The 17,385-nt window shown below is 58.5% G+C and carries 19 protein-coding genes; 11 read left to right on the top strand and 8 right to left on the bottom strand.

The window, feature by feature from the left end:
- Positions 1 to 75: 75 nt before the first annotated feature.
- The 6 genes from rimO (at position 76) to tsaA (ending at position 5,308) form a co-directional block, all read left to right on the top strand.
- Positions 76 to 1,413: a 30S ribosomal protein S12 methylthiotransferase RimO gene (rimO, locus tag JFU37_RS06610; RefSeq protein ID WP_201114265.1), complete on the top strand. Its 1,338-nt coding sequence runs from the start codon at positions 76 to 78 to the stop codon at positions 1,411 to 1,413.
- A 112-nt stretch (positions 1,414 to 1,525) separates the two neighbouring features.
- A complete protein-coding gene (locus JFU37_RS06615) occupies positions 1,526 to 1,999 on the top strand; it encodes a GNAT family N-acetyltransferase (protein ID WP_201114267.1) in 474 nt (157 codons plus the stop codon).
- Between the two features lie 197 nt (positions 2,000 to 2,196).
- On the top strand, positions 2,197 to 2,907 hold the full coding sequence (locus tag JFU37_RS06620) for an rRNA pseudouridine synthase (RefSeq protein WP_201114269.1): 711 nt from the start codon (positions 2,197 to 2,199) through the stop codon (positions 2,905 to 2,907).
- Positions 2,908 to 2,982: 75 nt separating this feature from the next.
- A complete protein-coding gene (locus JFU37_RS06625) occupies positions 2,983 to 3,453 on the top strand; it encodes a DUF1456 family protein (RefSeq protein ID WP_201114271.1) in 471 nt (156 codons plus the stop codon).
- Positions 3,454 to 3,669: 216 nt separating this feature from the next.
- Positions 3,670 to 4,440 carry an SDR family oxidoreductase gene (locus JFU37_RS06630; RefSeq protein ID WP_201114273.1) on the top strand — a complete coding sequence of 257 codons (771 nt, stop codon included), beginning with the start codon at positions 3,670 to 3,672 and terminating at the stop codon, positions 4,438 to 4,440.
- A 169-nt stretch (positions 4,441 to 4,609) separates the two neighbouring features.
- Entirely contained in the window at positions 4,610 to 5,308 is a 699-nt protein-coding gene (tsaA, locus tag JFU37_RS06635; RefSeq protein WP_201116429.1) for a tRNA (N6-threonylcarbamoyladenosine(37)-N6)-methyltransferase TrmO, read from the top strand.
- A 170-nt stretch (positions 5,309 to 5,478) separates the two neighbouring features.
- Here the strand turns inward: tsaA and fpr are convergent, their stop codons facing one another.
- Positions 5,479 to 6,258: a ferredoxin-NADP reductase gene (gene fpr / locus JFU37_RS06640; protein WP_008054100.1), complete on the bottom strand. Its 780-nt coding sequence runs from the start codon at positions 6,256 to 6,258 to the stop codon at positions 5,479 to 5,481.
- A 136-nt stretch (positions 6,259 to 6,394) separates the two neighbouring features.
- Between fpr and JFU37_RS06645 the strand changes: the two genes are divergently transcribed.
- Positions 6,395 to 7,321 (top strand): LysR family transcriptional regulator, encoded by a 927-nt coding sequence (locus JFU37_RS06645; RefSeq protein ID WP_201114275.1) that lies wholly within the window; start codon positions 6,395 to 6,397, stop codon positions 7,319 to 7,321.
- On the opposite strand, the gene JFU37_RS06650 is transcribed toward JFU37_RS06645, so the two are convergent.
- The 3 genes from JFU37_RS06650 to JFU37_RS06660 form a co-directional block, all read right to left on the bottom strand.
- On the bottom strand, positions 7,318 to 7,680 hold the full coding sequence (locus JFU37_RS06650; RefSeq protein ID WP_019580981.1) for a diacylglycerol kinase: 363 nt from the start codon (positions 7,678 to 7,680) through the stop codon (positions 7,318 to 7,320). The two genes, JFU37_RS06645 and JFU37_RS06650, sit on opposite strands and share 4 nt — an antisense overlap.
- 76 nt (positions 7,681 to 7,756) lie before the next feature.
- Positions 7,757 to 8,407, bottom strand: a complete 651-nt coding sequence (erdR, locus tag JFU37_RS06655) for a response regulator transcription factor ErdR (RefSeq protein WP_150745628.1) — start codon at positions 8,405 to 8,407, stop codon at positions 7,757 to 7,759.
- A 242-nt stretch (positions 8,408 to 8,649) separates the two neighbouring features.
- Entirely contained in the window at positions 8,650 to 9,393 is a 744-nt protein-coding gene (locus JFU37_RS06660; protein WP_201114277.1) for a tRNA-uridine aminocarboxypropyltransferase, read from the bottom strand.
- A 186-nt stretch (positions 9,394 to 9,579) separates the two neighbouring features.
- Here JFU37_RS06660 and JFU37_RS06665 point away from each other — a divergent pair, with 186 nt between their 5' ends.
- Positions 9,580 to 10,005, top strand: coding sequence for a PA3611 family quorum-sensing-regulated virulence factor (locus JFU37_RS06665; RefSeq protein WP_201114279.1), 426 nt, complete (start codon positions 9,580 to 9,582; stop codon positions 10,003 to 10,005).
- On the opposite strand, the gene JFU37_RS06670 is transcribed toward JFU37_RS06665, so the two are convergent.
- Positions 10,006 to 10,200 (bottom strand): hypothetical protein, encoded by a 195-nt coding sequence (locus JFU37_RS06670; RefSeq protein ID WP_201114281.1) that lies wholly within the window; start codon positions 10,198 to 10,200, stop codon positions 10,006 to 10,008.
- A gap of 373 nt (positions 10,201 to 10,573) precedes the next feature.
- Here JFU37_RS06670 and JFU37_RS06675 point away from each other — a divergent pair, with 373 nt between their 5' ends.
- A complete protein-coding gene (locus JFU37_RS06675; RefSeq protein WP_201114283.1) occupies positions 10,574 to 11,692 on the top strand; it encodes an LOG family protein in 1,119 nt (372 codons plus the stop codon).
- Positions 11,693 to 11,734: 42 nt separating this feature from the next.
- Here JFU37_RS06675 and recX read toward each other — a convergent pair whose 3' ends face one another.
- The 3 genes from recX to JFU37_RS06690 form a co-directional block, all read right to left on the bottom strand.
- On the bottom strand, positions 11,735 to 12,202 hold the full coding sequence (recX, locus tag JFU37_RS06680; protein WP_201114285.1) for a recombination regulator RecX: 468 nt from the start codon (positions 12,200 to 12,202) through the stop codon (positions 11,735 to 11,737).
- An 8-nt stretch (positions 12,203 to 12,210) separates the two neighbouring features.
- Entirely contained in the window at positions 12,211 to 13,263 is a 1,053-nt protein-coding gene (gene recA / locus JFU37_RS06685; RefSeq protein WP_007947175.1) for a recombinase RecA, read from the bottom strand.
- 83 nt (positions 13,264 to 13,346) lie between these two features.
- A complete protein-coding gene (locus JFU37_RS06690) occupies positions 13,347 to 13,847 on the bottom strand; it encodes a nicotinamide-nucleotide amidohydrolase family protein (RefSeq protein WP_201114287.1) in 501 nt (166 codons plus the stop codon).
- Between the two features lie 482 nt (positions 13,848 to 14,329).
- On the opposite strand from JFU37_RS06690, the gene mutS reads away from it, so the two are divergent.
- The gene (mutS, locus tag JFU37_RS06695; RefSeq protein ID WP_201114289.1) at positions 14,330 to 16,909 is read left to right on the top strand and encodes a DNA mismatch repair protein MutS; all 2,580 of its coding nucleotides are present in this window, start codon (positions 14,330 to 14,332) and stop codon (positions 16,907 to 16,909) included.
- A 142-nt stretch (positions 16,910 to 17,051) separates the two neighbouring features.
- A complete protein-coding gene (gene fdxA / locus JFU37_RS06700) occupies positions 17,052 to 17,375 on the top strand; it encodes a ferredoxin FdxA (RefSeq protein WP_100938647.1) in 324 nt (107 codons plus the stop codon).
- Positions 17,376 to 17,385 lie beyond the last annotated feature (10 nt).

Here is a 17,385-nt window from a genome sequence, read left to right on the forward strand (position 1 = left end):
TCAGAGGCGCGACAAAGCGCCCGTTTGTCGCCTTGCCGACTTCGGCTGGAGGCGTCACAAATACCGAGGTTAGACATGTCCACCACTCCTGCGCCGGCCAATCCAAAGGTTGGCTTCGTATCCCTGGGTTGCCCCAAAGCACTGGTCGACTCCGAGCGCATCCTTACCCAGCTGCGCATGGAAGGCTATGACGTTGTGTCCACGTATCAGGACGCCGACGTCGTGGTGGTCAACACCTGCGGCTTCATCGACTCGGCCAAGGCTGAATCGCTGGAAGTGATCGGCGAAGCCATCAAGGAAAACGGCAAGGTTATCGTGACCGGCTGCATGGGCGTCGAAGAAGGCACCATCCGCAACGTGCACCCGAGCGTACTGGCCGTGACCGGTCCGCAGCAATACGAGCAAGTGGTCAACGCCGTGCACGACGCCGTCCCCCCACGTCAGGATCACAACCCGCTGATCGACCTGGTGCCGCCGCAAGGCATCAAGCTGACGCCGCGCCACTACGCCTACCTGAAGATTTCCGAAGGCTGCAACCATAGCTGCAGCTTCTGCATCATCCCGTCGATGCGCGGCAAACTGGTCAGCCGTCCAGTCGGCGATGTGCTCGACGAGGCCCAGCGCCTGGTCAAGGCCGGTGTCAAAGAGCTGTTGGTGATCTCGCAAGACACCAGCGCCTATGGCGTCGACGTGAAATACCGCACCGGTTTCTGGAACGGCGCGCCGGTGAAAACCCGCATGACCGAACTCTGCGAAGCCCTGAGCACCCTCGGTGTCTGGGTTCGCTTGCACTACGTTTACCCGTACCCGCACGTCGACGAGCTGATCCCGCTGATGGCGGCCGGGAAAATCCTGCCGTACCTCGATATCCCGTTCCAGCACGCCAGCCCGAAAGTGCTGAAGGCCATGAAACGTCCGGCCTTCGAAGACAAGACCCTGGCCCGCATCAAAAACTGGCGCGAGATCTGCCCGGACTTGATCATCCGTTCGACCTTCATCGTCGGCTTCCCAGGCGAAACCGAAGAAGACTTCCAGTACCTGCTGAACTGGCTGACCGAAGCCCAGCTCGACCGCGTCGGCTGCTTCCAGTACTCGCCGGTCGAAGGCGCCCCGGCCAACTTGCTGGACGCGGCCATCGTTCCGGACGACGTCAAGCAAGACCGCTGGGATCGCTTCATGGCGCACCAGCAGGCCATCAGCTCGGCACGCCTGCAAATGCGCGTCGGTCGTGAAATCGAAGTATTGGTCGATGAAGTCGACGATCAAGGCGCGGTGGGTCGTTGCTTCTTTGATGCCCCGGAAATCGACGGCAACGTGTTCATCGATAACGGCAGCAACTTGAAGCCGGGCGACAAAGTCTGGTGCAAAGTGACCGACGCCGACGAATACGACCTGTGGGCTGAACAGATCTAAACGCAAAAAATACGAAAAGCCCCGCTCTCTTGACGAGATGCGGGGCTTTTTTACGTCTATCGTTTTGGGTACGAAAGGACTCTCATCATCCAGGCTAAAGAGGCAGGCGGGCATGCGCCAACATTCGGTCATCCATACACCGAAACACAGCGACTACGAAGAACTCACCCGGGTTTGGGAAGCATCGGTGCGCGCCACCCATGACTTTCTGCCCGACAGCTACATCGAACTGCTGAAGAACCTGGTGCTGACCCGCTACCTTGATGCAGTGATGTTGATCTGTACCAAAGACCCGCGCCAGCGCATTACCGGGTTTGCCGGCGTCGCGTCGGGCAAGATCGAAATGCTCTTCATTGACCCGGCCCACCGTGGCCAGGGCTTGGGCAAACAGCTGCTGCGTTATGCCCTGGAGCACTTGAACGCCGATGAGCTGGACGTCAACGAACAAAACCCCCAAGCCCTGGGTTTCTACTTCAAACAGGGCTTCGAGGTGATCGGCCGCTCCGAGCATGACGGCATGGGTCAGCCTTATCCGCTGTTGCACATGCGTTTGCGCCAGACGCAACAATTGACGCGCAATGGCTGACACGCCATGGAAATGTAGGAGCTGGCTTGCCAGCGATGGTGGTGAACGATAACGCGTTGTTTCAGGATAAACGCGGCGCTCTTGAATCCATCGCAGGCAAGCCAGCTCCTACAAAAAAGCTCTACGCGCAAATGGAGCCGGGATTAACCGGCGCCAGGCAGGTACAATGCCCACCCCTTTTTTGTTACGGCCCTGTCATGACTGACCCGATTCGTCTCTCCAAACGCCTCATCGAACTCGTCGGCTGTTCCCGTCGGGAGGCTGAGCTGTTCATCGAGGGCGGCTGGGTCACCGTGGACGGTGAAGTCATCGACGAGCCGCAGTTCAAGGTCGACGCCCAGAAAGTCGAGCTCGATCCTGAAGCCAAGGCCACCGCGCCAGAGCCGGTGACCATTCTGCTGAACGTGCCAGTAGGCATGGACGCGGAAACGGCGATGGCGACTATCAGCGCCGAAACCCTGAGCGAAGAGCACCGCTTCAGCAAACGTCCGCTCAAGGGGCACTTCCTGCGGCTGACCGCCAGCACTGACCTGCAGGCCAACGCCAGCGGTTTGCTGGTGTTTACCCAGGACTGGAAGATCCTGCGCAAACTCACCGCCGATTCCGCCAAGATCGAGCAAGAGTACGTGGTCGAGGTTGAAGGCGAGATGGTCGCTCACGGCCTTAATCGCCTGAACCATGGCCTGACCTACAAGGGCAAGGAACTGCCGCCGGTCAAAGCCAGCTGGCAGAACGAAAACCGTCTGCGCTTTGCGATGAAGAACCCACAGCCGGGCGTGATTGCCCTGTTCTGCCAGGCCGTCGGCCTGAAGGTCGTCGCTATCCGCCGCATCCGTATTGGCGGCGTGTCCATTGGCAAGGTGCCGTTGGGGCAATGGCGCTACCTGTCCGGCAAAGAGAAGTTCTAAGACTTCTTACGCCGCCCTACATTTCGGCGTCGCTGCTTATGCGGCGCCCACTGCTGAATATCAGGATTGCACACCATGATTCATAACGACGTACTGCGCAGCGTGCGCTACATGCTCGACATCAGCGACAAGAAAGTCATCGAGCTCATCAAGCTCGGCGGCATGGACGTGACCCCGGAAGACCTGCTGACGTACCTCGACAAGAAAGAGGAAGACGAGGAAGGCTTCGTACGCTGCCCGGATGAAGTCATGGCGCACTTCCTCGATGGCCTGGTGATCTTCAAGCGCGGCAAGGACGAAAGCCGTCCGCCGCAGCCGATCGAAACACCGGTCACCAACAACATCATTCTGAAGAAGCTGCGCGTTGCTTTCGAACTGAAAGAAGACGACATGCACGCCATCCTCAAGGCCGCCGAGTTCCCGGTGTCCAAGCCTGAGCTGAGCGCGCTGTTCCGCAAGTTCGGCCACACCAACTACCGCACTTGCGGCGACCAGTTGCTGCGCAACTTCCTCAAGGGCCTGACCCTGCGCGTTCGCCCGCAGTAATCGCTGTGGCCCCTGTAGGAGCTGCCGCAGGCTGCGATCTTTTGACTTTGTTTTTTAAGATCCAGATCAAAAGATCGCAGCCTGCGGCAGCTCCTACAGGGGGCGGTGGCGATTCAGGGCTTAGCTGTATGGCCTCCCATTCCTCGCAAAAATAGTGGCTCCGCTTCCAGCGGCTGACGACTAGGGTGTATTGAACCTTAGTCCTCAGGAGTCGCCATGCACCCCTACTTTTCCCTGCAAGGCCGCACCGCTCTGGTGACCGGCGGCACCCGTGGTATCGGCAAAATGATCGCCAAGGCCTATGTGGAGGCCGGGGCTACCGTGTACGTCTGCGCCCGGGACGCCGAGGCCTGCCAGCAAACTGCCGACGAGTTGAGCGCATTGGGTCGTTGCCACGCGGTGGCCGCCAATCTGGCGACGGAAGAAGGTGTTCTGCAATTAGCCACACGGTTGGGCGAACGGATCACCCATCTGGATATTCTGGTGAACAACGCCGGCACCACGTGGGGCGCACCGCTGGAAAGCTACCCGATCAAGGGTTGGGAAAAGGTCATGCAGCTCAACGTGACCTCGGTATTCAACTGTATTCAGCAATTTTTGCCGCTGCTGCGCAAAGCCGGCTCGCCAGCCAATCCCGCCCGGATTATCAACATCGGCTCGGTGGCCGGGATTTCTTCCTTTGGTGAACAGGCTTATGCCTACGGGCCGAGCAAGGCTGCCCTGCATCAACTGTCGCGAATTCTGGCGCGTGAACTGGTGAGTCAGCACATCAACGTCAACGTGATTGCGCCAGGGCGCTTTCCGAGCAAGATGACGCAGCATATCGGCAATGATGAGCAGGCGCTGGCTGAGGACACGGCGCTGATTCCGATGAAGCGCTGGGGCCGGGAAGAAGAGATGGCGGCGTTGGCGATTAGCCTGGCGAGTACGGCTGGGGCTTATATGACCGGGAATATTATTCCGTTGGATGGTGGGTTTAGTCTCTGAGATCACTGGCGCGTCCTTCGCGAGCAAGCCCGCTCCCACATTTGATCTATGGTGCACAGGAGATCAGTGTGGGAGCGGGCTTGCTCGCGAAGGGGCCCTATTGGTCATCACCGATTCCAAGGTCGATCGGGTTATCATGCCCGCCCTCACCCCGCCTCGACCCCAGACCATGACCTACAGCGTTTCCCCCATCGGCTTCGTGCGTTCCTGTTTCAAGGAGAAGTTCGCCATCCCGCGCCAACCGCAACTGGCCCCGGCCGCTCGCGGTGTCCTGGAACTGGTGGCGCCGTTCGATCAGGGCGACGCGGTGCAAGGGCTCGAACACGTCAGCCATATCTGGCTGCTGTTCCTGTTCCATCAGGCCCTGGAAGAAAAGCCACGCCTGAAAGTCCGCCCTCCTCGCCTCGGCGGTAATAAATCCATGGGCGTGTTCGCCACTCGCGCGACGCATCGGCCCAATGGCATCGGTCAATCCGTGGTGAAGCTGGACAAGGTCGAAGCCAATCGCCTGTGGATATCCGGTATCGACCTGCTGGACGGCACGCCGGTTCTCGACATCAAACCCTACGTGCCTTACGCCGACATCATCGATACCGCCTCCAACAGCATCGCCAGCGCCGCGCCACAACTGATTCCCGTGCAGTGGACGGACTCGGCGCTGCAACAGGCTCACGGGCACGCTCAGCGTCTTGAGGAGCCGTTGGTGGAGCTGATTGAGCAATGCCTGGCACAAGACCCGCGTCCGGCTTACCAGACGCCTACGCCTGAACGGGAATACGGTGCGCAGTTCTGGGACTTGGATGTGCGCTGGCATTATCCCGAATCAGGTTTGATCCGAGTTCTGGAAGTCATTCCCGCAAAGGCCTGAACGCCGGAAATGAAAGAGCCCGCGCTGCCATGTATGGCAACGCGGGCTTTTGATCTCTGTAGGAGCGAGCTTGCTCGCGATGGTCTCGAGCACGCCGCGTTTAATCCATTAAGCGCGCGTTATCGTTAACGACCATCGCGAGCAAGCTCGCTCCTACAAGTAACCTTCGGTTACTTCTCGACGAACGCGCGCTCGATCAGGTAATCACCCGGCTCGCGCATCCGCGGCGAAACTTTCAGGCCGAAGCTATTCAACACTTCGCTGGTCTCGTCGAGCATGCTCGGGCTGCCGCACAGCATGGCGCGGTCGTCCTGCGGGTTGATCGGTGGCAGACCGATGTCGCTGAACAGCTTGCCACTGCGCATCAGGTCGGTCAGGCGACCTTCGTTCTCGAACGGCTCGCGAGTCACGGTCGGGTAGTAGATCAACTTGTCACGCAGGGCGTCGCCGAAGAACTCGTTCTGCGGCAGGTGCTCGGTGATGAACTCACGGTAAGCGACTTCGTTGACGTAACGTACGCCGTGGCACAGGATCACTTTTTCGAAACGCTCGTAGGTTTCCGGATCCTGAATGACGCTCATGAAGGGCGCCAGACCGGTGCCGGTGCTGAGCAGGTACAAATGTTTGCCAGGCTTCAAGTCATCCAGCACCAGCGTGCCGGTAGGCTTTTTGCTGATGATGATCTCGTCGCCTTCCTTCAGATGCTGCAACTGGGAAGTCAGCGGGCCATCAGGCACCTTGATGCTGAAGAACTCGAGATGCTCTTCCCAGTTCGGGCTGGCAATCGAGTAAGCGCGCATAAGCGGGCGGCCGTTGGGCTGTTGCAGGCCGATCATCACGAACTGACCGTTCTCGAAGCGCAGGCCCGGATCGCGGGTGCACTTGAAGCTGAACAGAGTGTCGTTCCAGTGATGAACACTGAGGACACGCTCGTGGTTCATGTTGCTCATGTACGTGGGACTCCTGGAGATTTTGTCTGCGCATGCTCTGCGCTAAATGAGCGATGCGCAATTGCATCGCATTCTAATGGCAGCGACAATATCTGTTAAATGGATTATCAAGATAAGGGTTATCGGTTATATAGATATGCGATTTACTCTCCGTCAACTTCAAGTATTCGTCGCCGTCGCCCAGCAGGAAAGCGTATCCCGTGCCGCGGGTCTGCTCAACCTTTCGCAATCGGCGGCGAGCACCTCGATCACCGAGCTGGAGCGCCAGTCCAGCTGTCAGCTGTTCGACCGCGCGGGCAAACGGCTGAGCCTCAACGCCCTCGGCAAACAGCTGCTGCCTCAAGCAGTGGCGCTGCTCGATCAGGCCAAGGAAATCGAAGACCTGTTCAACGGCAAGTCCGGATTCGGCTCCTTGGCCGTCGGGGCGACCCTGACCATCGGCAATTACCTGGCCACCTTGCTGATCGGCAGCTTCATGCAGCGCCATCCGGAAAGCCAGGTGAAGCTGCATGTGCAGAACACTGCCAACATCGTGCAACAAGTGGCCCACTACGAAATTGATCTGGGTCTAATCGAAGGCGACTGCAGCCACCCGGACATCGAAGTGCAGAGTTGGGTCGAAGATGAGTTGGTGGTGTTTTGCGCGCCGCAGCATCCGCTGGCCAAGCGCGGCGTGGCAACCATGGAGGAGCTGAGCCATGAGGCGTGGATTCTGCGTGAGCAAGGCTCGGGCACACGACTGACCTTTGACCAGGCCATGCGTCACCACCGCAGTGCGCTGAATATCCGCCTGGAGCTGGAGCACACGGAAGCGATCAAACGCGCGGTAGAGTCCGGGTTGGGGATTGGCTGCATTTCGCGCCTGGCGCTGAGGGATGCTTTCCGCCGAGGCAGCCTGGTGCCGGTGGAGACTCCGGACCTGGACCTGGCGCGGCAGTTCTATTTCATCTGGCACAAACAGAAATATCAGACGTCGGCGATGCGCGAATTCCTCGATCTGTGCCGCGCTTTCACCGCAGGGGTTCAGCGCAGCGACGAGATCGTGCTGCCCACCATCGCTTAAAGCAGGATCACCGCCCAAACCAGCGCGATCATGCTCAACGCCACCAACTGAGCGGCACTGCCCATGTCCTTGGCGTTCTTCGACAACGGGTGCAATTCAAGGGAGATGCGGTCGATGGCCGCTTCCACCGCCGAATTGAGCAACTCAACTATCAACGCCAACAGACACACGGCAATAAGCAACGCCTGTTCGACTCGGCTGACGTTCAGAAAGAACGAAAGCGGGATCAGGATGGCGTTAAGCAATACCAGCTGCCGGAAAGCGGCTTCACCGGTGAAGGCGGCGCGCAGGCCGTCCAGTGAATAACCGGAGGCGTTGAGGATGCGTTTGAGGCCGGTCTGGCCTTTGAAAGGTGACATAGAATAGGCAACTGAACCAAAATTGAGTGGGAAAGCTAGGTTAAACGAGGTCAAAAAAGCGTGAATATGCCACGCTTTAATGGCTGGAAATTGACTCAAGTTGTTGCAAGAGCAGCGCTGCCTGAGTTCGGGTCCGCACATTCAGCTTGCGGAAGATCGCCGTCACGTGAGCCTTGATCGTCGCTTCGGAAACACTCAGCTCGTAAGCAATTTGCTTGTTCAGCAACCCTTCGCAGACCATGGTCAACACCCGGAACTGCTGCGGTGTCAGGCTCGCAAGGCCTGCACTGGCGGCCTTGGCTTCATCGGAAACGCTGACCGCTTCAAAGGCCTGAGGCGGCCAGAATACGTCGCCATCCAACACCGCACGCACGGCTTTTTGAATGACACTCAGGTCGCTGGACTTGGGAATAAAGCCGCTGGCACCGAATTCACGGGACTTCACCATGATCGAAGCTTCTTCCTGGGCCGACACCATGACCACCGGAATCTGCGGGTACTGGCCGCGCAGCAACACCAGCCCGGAAAAACCGTACGCCCCCGGCATGTTCAGGTCCAGCAGCACCAGATCCCAGTCGGCCTTTTCGTCCAGACGGGTTTCCAGCTCGGCAATACTTGCCACTTCTACCAGACGGACATCTGGCCCCAGGCCCAGGGTCAGCGCTTGATGCAAGGCGCTACGAAAAAGGGGGTGGTCATCGGCAATCAGGATTTCGTATGTGGCCATTTTTCAAATGATCCTGTTTTTCATGGGACGCCTGATGCATTCAGGCCTCGCCAAAACAACTCGAGGTGCAGCCACGGAGCTGCACCAACAGGGCACGTTCAACGCCAATCACATGGCTCTTAACGTAAAAAAATACGGCGTATCAAACTTTGGCCGCGCCCTAATCGGCGCCAAGCATGCCCAGCGAAGCCGGGGTGGTCAAGTTACATGGCCCGACGAGCTCTTTGCAGTATGGGTGACTATTAGCAGAGGGCGGGCGTTGCGCTCTGAACGAACGGCATCAACTCGGCGTGTGCGGGTGTTGAAACGTTCATTTCAAGTTGATGCTTGGCATCGAGATAATGCTGGCTGAACACGTCGAAGTAAGCGTCCAGTGCCGAGGCAGCCGCACCATCACCTGCCAGATCGAGACACAACGCCGCCACTTCCGCTGTGCACAAGTGCTCGCTGCGCGTCGACCGGCGCAACCGGTAGCGCGAGAGTTTTTCGGGCAGCAAGCTCAAAATCGGCAAACGATCAAAATACGGACTCTTGCGGAAAATCTTTCTGGCTTCGGTCCAGGTCGCGTCCAGCAGAATAAATAGCGGCCGCTTGGCGCTGTCGGCGTAGACACTGTTTGTCACCCGCTCGGGTTCGACGTACTCACCCGGAAACACCAGATACGGCTGCCACTGCGGATCGGCCAACAGCGCCAACAGTTGCTGATCGACTTCGGTACGCGACCAAATGAACGCATGGTTGTCGCGCACCACATCGGCGATCAGCCAACCGGTGTTACTCGGCTTGAACACTTCTTTGTTAGTCATGATCAGGCACACGCCCGAGCGGGACTCGACTTGCGGGCGCCAGGCGCACAGGCAATGGCTCTCGATCACACGGCAGGCACGGCAACGCGGCGCCCTCCAGCCACGGGCTTGAATCGGCTTGATGCCTTCTTCTTCGCGTTCGTCGCGCAAACGGGCAACGGCGTTGGGGGCGTGGTTCATCGTGGGCGACGCCGGCAGACAGGAAAACTCGACACGAATAGCACTCAGGGCAATAAAGGCCGGCAGTTTACCAGAGCAGCCGGCGCAAGCCTGTACCGTCCAGACGGGCTCCCCTATAATTCGCGGCCACTGAACGCACAGTCACGTGGCTGGTCGAACCACCAGTCACTGAACCAGGAGAGTTTCATGCTGCGCCTTATCGTTCCCACCGCTGCCATTTTGCTGGCGTCGTCCTTCAACGCTCAGGCTGCGTCCTTGAGTCAGCAGAATCTCAACAGAGAGCTGCAAAACGTCGCCGAACAAAGCAGCGCCGGCACGCCACGGGCGATCAACGAAGACATTCTTGATCAGGGTTACACCGTCGAAGGAAACGTGCTGATCAACCACTTGAGCGTGCAAAGCAGCCACGCCCAAAAGATGCGTGCTGATCCGAAAGCGGTGTACTTCCAGCTTGGCGCCTCCGTATGCAACAACCCAGGGTTCCGCAAGCTGATGGCAAAGGGCGCGGTCATGCGCTACGACTTCACCGAAGTGAAGACCAATCGCGCGATCGGCTCCGCAAGTTTCCAGGAATCGGATTGCCCGAAAGCCACACCGGCGAAGAAAAAGTAATCACCGAGAATTGGCGCGCCGCTGTTCATCCTCGGCGCGCAGTTCCGCCAATAGCGCCTGTAAATAACGTGACCTTCGGTCAGCACCCTCCAGGCGACGGCAGCACTCTTCTTCGAGACTCAAATGATTGGTCTCGGCGGACGACTTCAGCAATCGATACAGTCGCGTATCGATCTCCAGAATGACTCTGGTCATGGCTCCCGCCTCCCTGCCCTTCGCCGTTGATTGGCGATAAATCCTTTGAACTGCTGGTACAGCGCGCCTTCCCTTTGACGCAAAGTTGTCGTGTGACGCCTGTCATTTAGTAAATCAGACTGACGGACACCTGGCTTGCGTTCAGACGAGCGGTGAAACCACCTTGCAAATCGTCAATAAGCGGTTGCCAGGAAAGACATTGCGGCGCAATGATCAAGTCAGCGTAAATCTCTGCGAGGGTCTAGATTCATAGTGTTCTCGTTCATTTTTCGGGGCAGGAAAGGGGCTGCCCTCTACGCGTATTGCTGTGCGAATGTTTCCTTCATCCAAGGAAAAAACAGAACCTATATGGCCTGTATGGAAGGAGAAGTTGATGCCTTACCAACCGAACGACCTCCTGAGCCGTCATTTTGAAGAAAGCGGCCACGACCTCACCAGCAAGGTCGAAGAGCAACTCAACCTGGTTTCACCCAACAGCCCGAACATCCCGATCTACCGCGACATGATCCTGACTGTGCTGCGCATGGCCCAGGAAGATCACAACCGCTGGAATGCCAAGATCACCCTGCAAGCCCTCCGTGAACTGGAGCACGCTTTTCGTGTGCTGGAGCAGTTCAAAGGGCGACGTAAAGTCACCGTGTTCGGTTCAGCCCGTACCCCGATAGAACATCCGCTGTACGGCCTGGCCCGAGAACTTGGTGCCGCGCTGGCACGCTCGGACCTGATGGTCATCACCGGTGCCGGTGGTGGCATCATGGCAGCAGCCCACGAAGGTGCTGGCCTGGCCCACAGCCTGGGATTCAATATCACCCTGCCGTTCGAGCAACACGCCAATCCCACCGTCCAGGGCACCACCAATCTGCTGCCCTTCCACTTTTTCTTTACCCGCAAGCTGTTCTTCGTCAAGGAAGCCGATGCGCTGGTCCTGTGCCCTGGCGGTTTTGGCACCCTGGATGAAGCGCTCGAAGTGCTGACCCTGATCCAGACCGGCAAAAGCCCGCTGGTGCCCGTGGTGCTGCTGGACGCGCCGGGTGGCAAGTTCTGGCAAGGCGCACTGGACTTCATACACCATCAACTGGAGGAAAATCGCTACATCCTGCCGACGGACATGAAACTCGTAAGCCTGGTGTACAGCGCCGAAGAAGCGGTGGAACAGATCAACCAGTTCTACAGCAACTTTCACTCCAGCCGCTGGCTCAAACACCAGTTCATCATTCGTATGAATCACCCGCTCAGCGAGCAGGCGCTCGAACACATGCAGGTGGCATTTGCCGACCTGTGCCTGAGCGATCATTTCCATCAGCATGCCTACAGCGGAGAGGAGCACGACGAAGCGCAATTCAGCCACCTGGCGCGACTGGCCTTCACCTTCAACGCTCGTGATCACGGGCGCCTGCGCGAACTGGTGGATTACATCAACCTGCCGGAGAACTGGGCGCAGACAAAACCCCAGGCGCAACATCGCTCGCGGGAACCGTCGAAGGTTACGTGAGGCAAAAAAACGGCCCGCTATCTAAATAGCGAGCCGTTTCATTCAATCGTCCATCCCTCGGCCGCTGAACAAGCGGCTGATCATTTCCATGGAATATCCCCGATAACTCAGGAACCGGCCTTGTTTGGCACGTTCACGGGCGTCTATCGGTAAATGCCCGGAAAACTTGCGTCGCCAGGTATCTTCCAGTTGTTCCTGCCAGTTGATACCGCTCTCGCGCAAGGCGAGTTCGATGTCGATACGTTGCAGGCCGCGCTGGCTCAGTTCTTCACGAATACGCAAAGGGCCATAACCGGAACGGGCGCGATAGGAAACGAAACTTTCGAGGTAACGGGATTCGGACAGGAGCCCTTCTTCCGTCAAGCGATCGAGTGCTGTGTCGATCATTTCTGGGAGGGCGCCGCGCTGACGCAGTTTACGCGTCAGTTCGACTCGACCGTGCTCGCGTCGAGCGAGCAGGTCCATTGCGGTTCGCCGCACCGCGACGAGTGTATCGAGTACGGCGGTCATCGGATCAATCAGATATCAGCGTCAGCCAGGTCATCAGCAGTCTCTTTGACTGGCGATGCTTTGACGTCCGGCGCAGGAGTCAGCAGCTTGTCGCGCAACTGCTTTTCAAGCGTCGCAGCGATTTCCGGATTGTCCGCCAGGAACTTGGCCGAGTTGGCTTTGCCCTGACCGATCTTGGTACCGTTGTAGGCATACCAGGCACCGGACTTCTCAACGAAACCGTGCAAAACACCCAGGTCGATCATCTCGCCATTGAGGTAAATGCCCTTGCCGTAAAGAATCTGGAATTCGGCCTGACGGAATGGCGAAGCCACCTTGTTCTTCACCACCTTGACGCGGGTTTCGCTACCAACGACTTCATCACCTTCTTTCACCGCGCCAGTACGACGGATGTCCAGACGAACCGAGGCGTAGAACTTCAGCGCATTACCACCGGTGGTGGTTTCCGGGCTGCCGAACATCACGCCGATTTTCATCCGGATCTGGTTGATGAAGATCACCAGGCAGTTGGCGTTCTTGATGTTACCGGTGATTTTACGCAGCGCCTGGGACATCAGACGGGCTTGCAGGCCCACGTGCATGTCACCCATTTCGCCTTCGATTTCAGCCTTGGGTACCAAAGCTGCCACGGAGTCGACGATGATCACGTCAACCGCGTTGGAACGCACCAGCATGTCGGTGATTTCCAGAGCTTGCTCGCCGGTGTCCGGCTGGGAAACCAGCAGGTCGTCAACGTTGACACCCAGTTTGCCGGCGTATTCAGGGTCAAGGGCGTGCTCAGCATCGACGAATGCGCAGGTCGCGCCGGCTTTTTGAGCCTGGGCGATCACCGACAGTGTCAGAGTGGTTTTACCGGAGGATTCAGGACCGTAGATTTCAACGATGCGGCCTTTTGGCAAACCGCCAATGCCGAGCGCGATGTCCAGACCCAGAGAGCCAGTGGAAATAGCCGGGATCGCCTGACGGTCCTGATCGCCCATACGCATTACGGCACCCTTGCCGAATTGACGTTCGATCTGACCCAGGGCCGCAGCCAAGGCTTTCTTCTTGTTGTCGTCCATTAAAGTCCTCACGTAATCAATAAGGCCTGACGGCCAACACCTGTATAAGTAGCCAGTATTATTCCACAGCGTTTCAGGATCGCCTACCCCTGATTTGAGATTTCTCCAGCGGCGTGGCGCAGCAGCCCCTCTAGCGCGGCCTTCACCGTTTGTCGGCGGACCTCTTCGCGGTTGCCGGGGAAGTACTGCACTTCGCTGAATACCTGATCACCTACGCCCCAGGCTAGCCATACCGTGCCCACCGGCTTGCCCGGCGAACCGCCATCCGGCCCGGCCACACCACTGACCGCCACGGCAAAATGCGCCCGGCTTTTTTCCTGTGCGCCACGGACCATGGCCTCGACCACCTCGCGACTGACTGCCCCCACCGTTGAAAACAGCTCGACAGGTACATTCAATTGCTGGGTTTTCTGACGGTTGGAATAGGTGACATAACCGGCCTCGAACCACGCCGAACTGCCCGGAATCCGGGTAATCGCCTCGCTGATCCCACCGCCGGTACAAGACTCCGCCGCAGTGACGTGGGCATTCAGAACCTGCATGCGCCTGCCAAGTTCAGCGGCCAGTTGGGTGATTTCTTTCACGGTCATCTCCTGATCGAGCGGAATGAGAACTACCGTACACGAGCGTATCGCGCTTGCAAGGCGCCAAGTCGATCAAAATGTTAGAGAGTGAGCGCGCTGACGGGGTGACGCTGTTGAACGGATCATGACGCCAGAAATGTACCCTCGGGCTTTCATGCCTGCGTCGGGCGGACTGCCCATGGTAACCTTGCGCCCATCGCGGAAAAGCCGGGTCGATGCCTAATTCCAGTCAGTTAAGCCGTAACGCGATCTGTAGCAGCTGGCGAAGCCTGCGTTCGGCTGCGCAGCAGTCGTAAAACCTGAGCGCGAGGTCTTCCTGAAACACCGCGCCGCCTGATTTCACGACTGCTGCGCAGCCGAACGCAGGCTTCGCCAGCTGCTACCAAGAGCGTGTTTCGCCTCAGATTTTCTTAACTGACTGGTATTAGGGTCGATGCCCCTCCTTTGCCCTACACCTTTCAACGAATTTGCCTGATTATCCGATGAATAAAGCACTCTCCGATCTGTCCTCCCACACCCCAATGATGCAGCAATACTGGCGCCTGAAGAACCAGCACCCTGACCAGCTGATGTTCTATCGCATGGGCGACTTCTACGAGATCTTCTATGAAGACGCGAAGAAGGCCGCCAAGTTGCTGGACATCACTCTGACCGCTCGTGGGCAATCGGCCGGTCAGGCGATTCCAATGTGTGGGATTCCTTACCACGCGGCGGAAGGTTACCTGGCGAAACTGGTCAAGCTGGGCGAGTCGGTGGTGATCTGTGAGCAAGTCGGCGATCCGGCCACCAGCAAAGGGCCAGTGGATCGTCAGGTGGTGCGGATCATTACGCCGGGGACGGTGAGTGACGAGGCGCTGCTGGATGAGCGCCGGGATAACCTGATCGCCGCGGTGCTGGGTGACGAACGCCTGTTCGGTCTGGCGGTGCTGGACATCACCAGTGGCAACTTCACCGTGCTGGAAATCAAAGGCTGGGAAAATCTGCTGGCGGAACTGGAACGGGTCAATCCGGTGGAGCTGATGATCCCGGATGACTGGCCAAAAGACCTGCCAGCAGAGAAACGTCGTGGGGTTCGTCGTCGTGCGCCGTGGGATTTCGAGCGAGACTCGGCGCTGAAAAGTCTCTGCCAGCAGTTTTCTACACAGGACCTTAAAGGTTTCGGCTGCGAGAACCTGACCCTTGCCATTGGCGCCGCCGGTTGCCTGCTCAGTTACGCCAAGGAAACCCAGCGTACGGCCCTGCCGCATTTGCGCAGCCTGCGCCATGAACGCCTGGACGACACCGTGGTGCTGGACGGCGCGAGCCGTCGCAACCTGGAACTGGATACTAACCTTGCGGGAGGTCGCGACAACACACTGCAATCGGTGGTCGATCGTTGCCAGACCGCCATGGGCAGCCGTCTGCTGACCCGCTGGCTGAATCGCCCGTTGCGTGATCTGACTGTATTGCTGGCGCGCCAGACCTCGATCACCTGCCTGCTCGACGGTTACCGTTTCGAAAAGCTGCAACCGCAGCTCAAGGAAATCGGCGACATCGAGCGGATTCTGGCACGGATCGGCCTGCGTAATGCGCGTCCTCGTGATCTCGCGCGCCTGCGCGATGCCCTCGGCGCACTGCCCGAATTGCAAGTGGCGATGACCGAGCTCGAAGCGCCTCACATCATCCAACTGGCAAACACCACCAGCACCTACCCGGAACTGGCGGCGTTGCTGGAGAAAGCCATCATCGACAACCCGCCCGCCGTCATCCGTGACGGCGGCGTGTTGAAAACCGGTTACGACGCCGAACTGGACGACTTGCAATCGCTCAGCGAAAACGCCGGTCAGTTCCTGATCGACCTGGAAGCACGTGAAAAGGCACGCACCGGCCTGTCCCACCTGAAGGTCGGCTACAACCGTATCCACGGCTACTTCATCGAGTTGCCGAGCAAGCAGGCCGAATCGGCACCGGCCGACTACATCCGCCGCCAGACGCTAAAAGGCGCCGAGCGCTTCATCACGCCGGAACTGAAAGCGTTCGAAGACAAGGCGCTGTCAGCCAAGAGCCGCGCCCTCGCCCGCGAAAAGATGCTTTATGAAGCGCTGCTCGAAGACTTGATCGCGCAATTGCCTCCCTTGCAGGACACCGCCGCCGCATTGGCTGAGCTGGACGTGCTGAGCAACCTCGCCGAACGTGCGCTGAATCTCGATCTGAACTGCCCGCGCTTCGTCGACGAGCCGTGCATGCGGATCACCCAGGGTCGCCACCCAGTGGTAGAGCAGGTGCTGACCACGCCGTTCGTGGCCAACGACCTGAGCCTCGACGACAATACTCGCATGCTGGTGATCACCGGTCCGAACATGGGCGGTAAATCCACCTACATGCGCCAAACCGCCTTGATCGTGCTGCTGGCTCATATCGGCAGCTTCGTGCCGGCAGCCCATTGCGAATTGTCGCTGGTGGACCGGATTTTCACCCGGATCGGTTCCAGCGATGACCTGGCAGGCGGGCGCTCGACCTTCATGGTCGAGATGAGCGAAACCGCTAACATTTTGCACAACGCCACCGAGCGCAGTCTGGTGCTGATGGACGAAGTCGGGCGTGGCACCAGCACTTTTGATGGTCTATCCCTGGCGTGGGCAGCGGCCGAACGCCTGGCGCATCTGCGGGCTTACACGCTTTTTGCCACCCACTATTTCGAGCTGACGGTGCTGCCGGAAGCCCAGCCATTAGTGGCCAACGTTCACCTCAACGCTACCGAGCACAACGAGCGCATCGTATTCCTGCACCACGTGCTGCCGGGGCCTGCCAGTCAGAGCTACGGCCTGGCCGTTGCGCAACTGGCCGGTGTACCGAGCGAAGTGATTGTGCGCGCTCGCGAGCACTTGGGCCGACTGGAAGCTACCGCCCTGCCCCATGAAGTTCCGAAGCCGGCCAAAGGCAAACCCGCCGCGCCACAACAGAGCGACATGTTCGCCAGCCTGCCACATCCGGTACTGGATGAACTGGCCAAACTTGACCTGGACGATATGAGTCCGCGTCGTGCACTCGAAATGCTCTATACACTAAAGACACGGATCTAACGCACTTGCCTGCAAGCTGTTAGAATCTCGCGCGGTTTGGGATGCTGCTGGCTAATAGCCTGGCCAGCAGACTATCGCTCCCGAACCTGGCGACCCCAACATGAAGGGGCTCCGCTGCCGCCGCCTGAGGAGAAAATTAGAAATGACCTTCGTCGTCACCGACAACTGCATCAAGTGCAAGTACACCGACTGCGTAGAAGTCTGTCCGGTGGACTGCTTTTACGAAGGCCCGAATTTCCTGGTGATTCACCCGGATGAGTGCATCGACTGCGCACTGTGCGAACCTGAATGCCCTGCCGTGGCCATTTTCTCTGAAGATGAAGTCCCGGAAGACATGCAAGAATTCATTCAGCTGAACGTTGAGTTGGCCGAAATCTGGCCCAACATCACCGAGAAGAAAGAATCGCTGCCAGACGCTGAAGAGTGGGATGGCAAGAAAGGCAAGATCAAAGACCTCGAACGCTGATTCCCCCCGC

This window comes from Pseudomonas sp. TH41 (genome assembly GCF_016650695.1).
Classification (GTDB): domain Bacteria; phylum Pseudomonadota; class Gammaproteobacteria; order Pseudomonadales; family Pseudomonadaceae; genus Aquipseudomonas.

Bases quoted from the DNA above. Each gene is read 5' to 3' on its own strand.
- JFU37_RS06650 (WP_019580981.1), bottom strand. From the start codon at position 7,680: ATGTCACCTTTCAAAGGCCAGACCGGCCTCAAACGCATCCTCAACGCC.
- recA (WP_007947175.1), bottom strand. From the start codon at position 13,263: ATGGACGACAACAAGAAGAAAGCCTTGGCTGCGGCCCTGGGTCAGATC.
- JFU37_RS06665 (WP_201114279.1), top strand. From the start codon at position 9,580: ATGCTGCGCCTTATCGTTCCCACCGCTGCCATTTTGCTGGCGTCGTCC.
- fdxA (WP_100938647.1), top strand. From the start codon at position 17,052: ATGACCTTCGTCGTCACCGACAACTGCATCAAGTGCAAGTACACCGAC.
- tsaA (WP_201116429.1), top strand. From the start codon at position 4,610: ATGACCTACAGCGTTTCCCCCATCGGCTTCGTGCGTTCCTGTTTCAAG.
- JFU37_RS06630 (WP_201114273.1), top strand. From the start codon at position 3,670: ATGCACCCCTACTTTTCCCTGCAAGGCCGCACCGCTCTGGTGACCGGC.
- JFU37_RS06660 (WP_201114277.1), bottom strand. From the start codon at position 9,393: ATGAACCACGCCCCCAACGCCGTTGCCCGTTTGCGCGACGAACGCGAA.
- mutS (WP_201114289.1), top strand. From the start codon at position 14,330: ATGAATAAAGCACTCTCCGATCTGTCCTCCCACACCCCAATGATGCAG.
- JFU37_RS06615 (WP_201114267.1), top strand. From the start codon at position 1,526: ATGCGCCAACATTCGGTCATCCATACACCGAAACACAGCGACTACGAA.
- rimO (WP_201114265.1), top strand. From the start codon at position 76: ATGTCCACCACTCCTGCGCCGGCCAATCCAAAGGTTGGCTTCGTATCC.
- JFU37_RS06625 (WP_201114271.1), top strand. From the start codon at position 2,983: ATGATTCATAACGACGTACTGCGCAGCGTGCGCTACATGCTCGACATC.
- JFU37_RS06670 (WP_201114281.1), bottom strand. From the start codon at position 10,200: ATGACCAGAGTCATTCTGGAGATCGATACGCGACTGTATCGATTGCTG.
- recX (WP_201114285.1), bottom strand. From the start codon at position 12,202: ATGACCGCCGTACTCGATACACTCGTCGCGGTGCGGCGAACCGCAATG.
- erdR (WP_150745628.1), bottom strand. From the start codon at position 8,407: ATGGCCACATACGAAATCCTGATTGCCGATGACCACCCCCTTTTTCGT.
- JFU37_RS06645 (WP_201114275.1), top strand. From the start codon at position 6,395: ATGCGATTTACTCTCCGTCAACTTCAAGTATTCGTCGCCGTCGCCCAG.
- JFU37_RS06620 (WP_201114269.1), top strand. From the start codon at position 2,197: ATGACTGACCCGATTCGTCTCTCCAAACGCCTCATCGAACTCGTCGGC.
- fpr (WP_008054100.1), bottom strand. From the start codon at position 6,258: ATGAGCAACATGAACCACGAGCGTGTCCTCAGTGTTCATCACTGGAAC.
- JFU37_RS06675 (WP_201114283.1), top strand. From the start codon at position 10,574: ATGCCTTACCAACCGAACGACCTCCTGAGCCGTCATTTTGAAGAAAGC.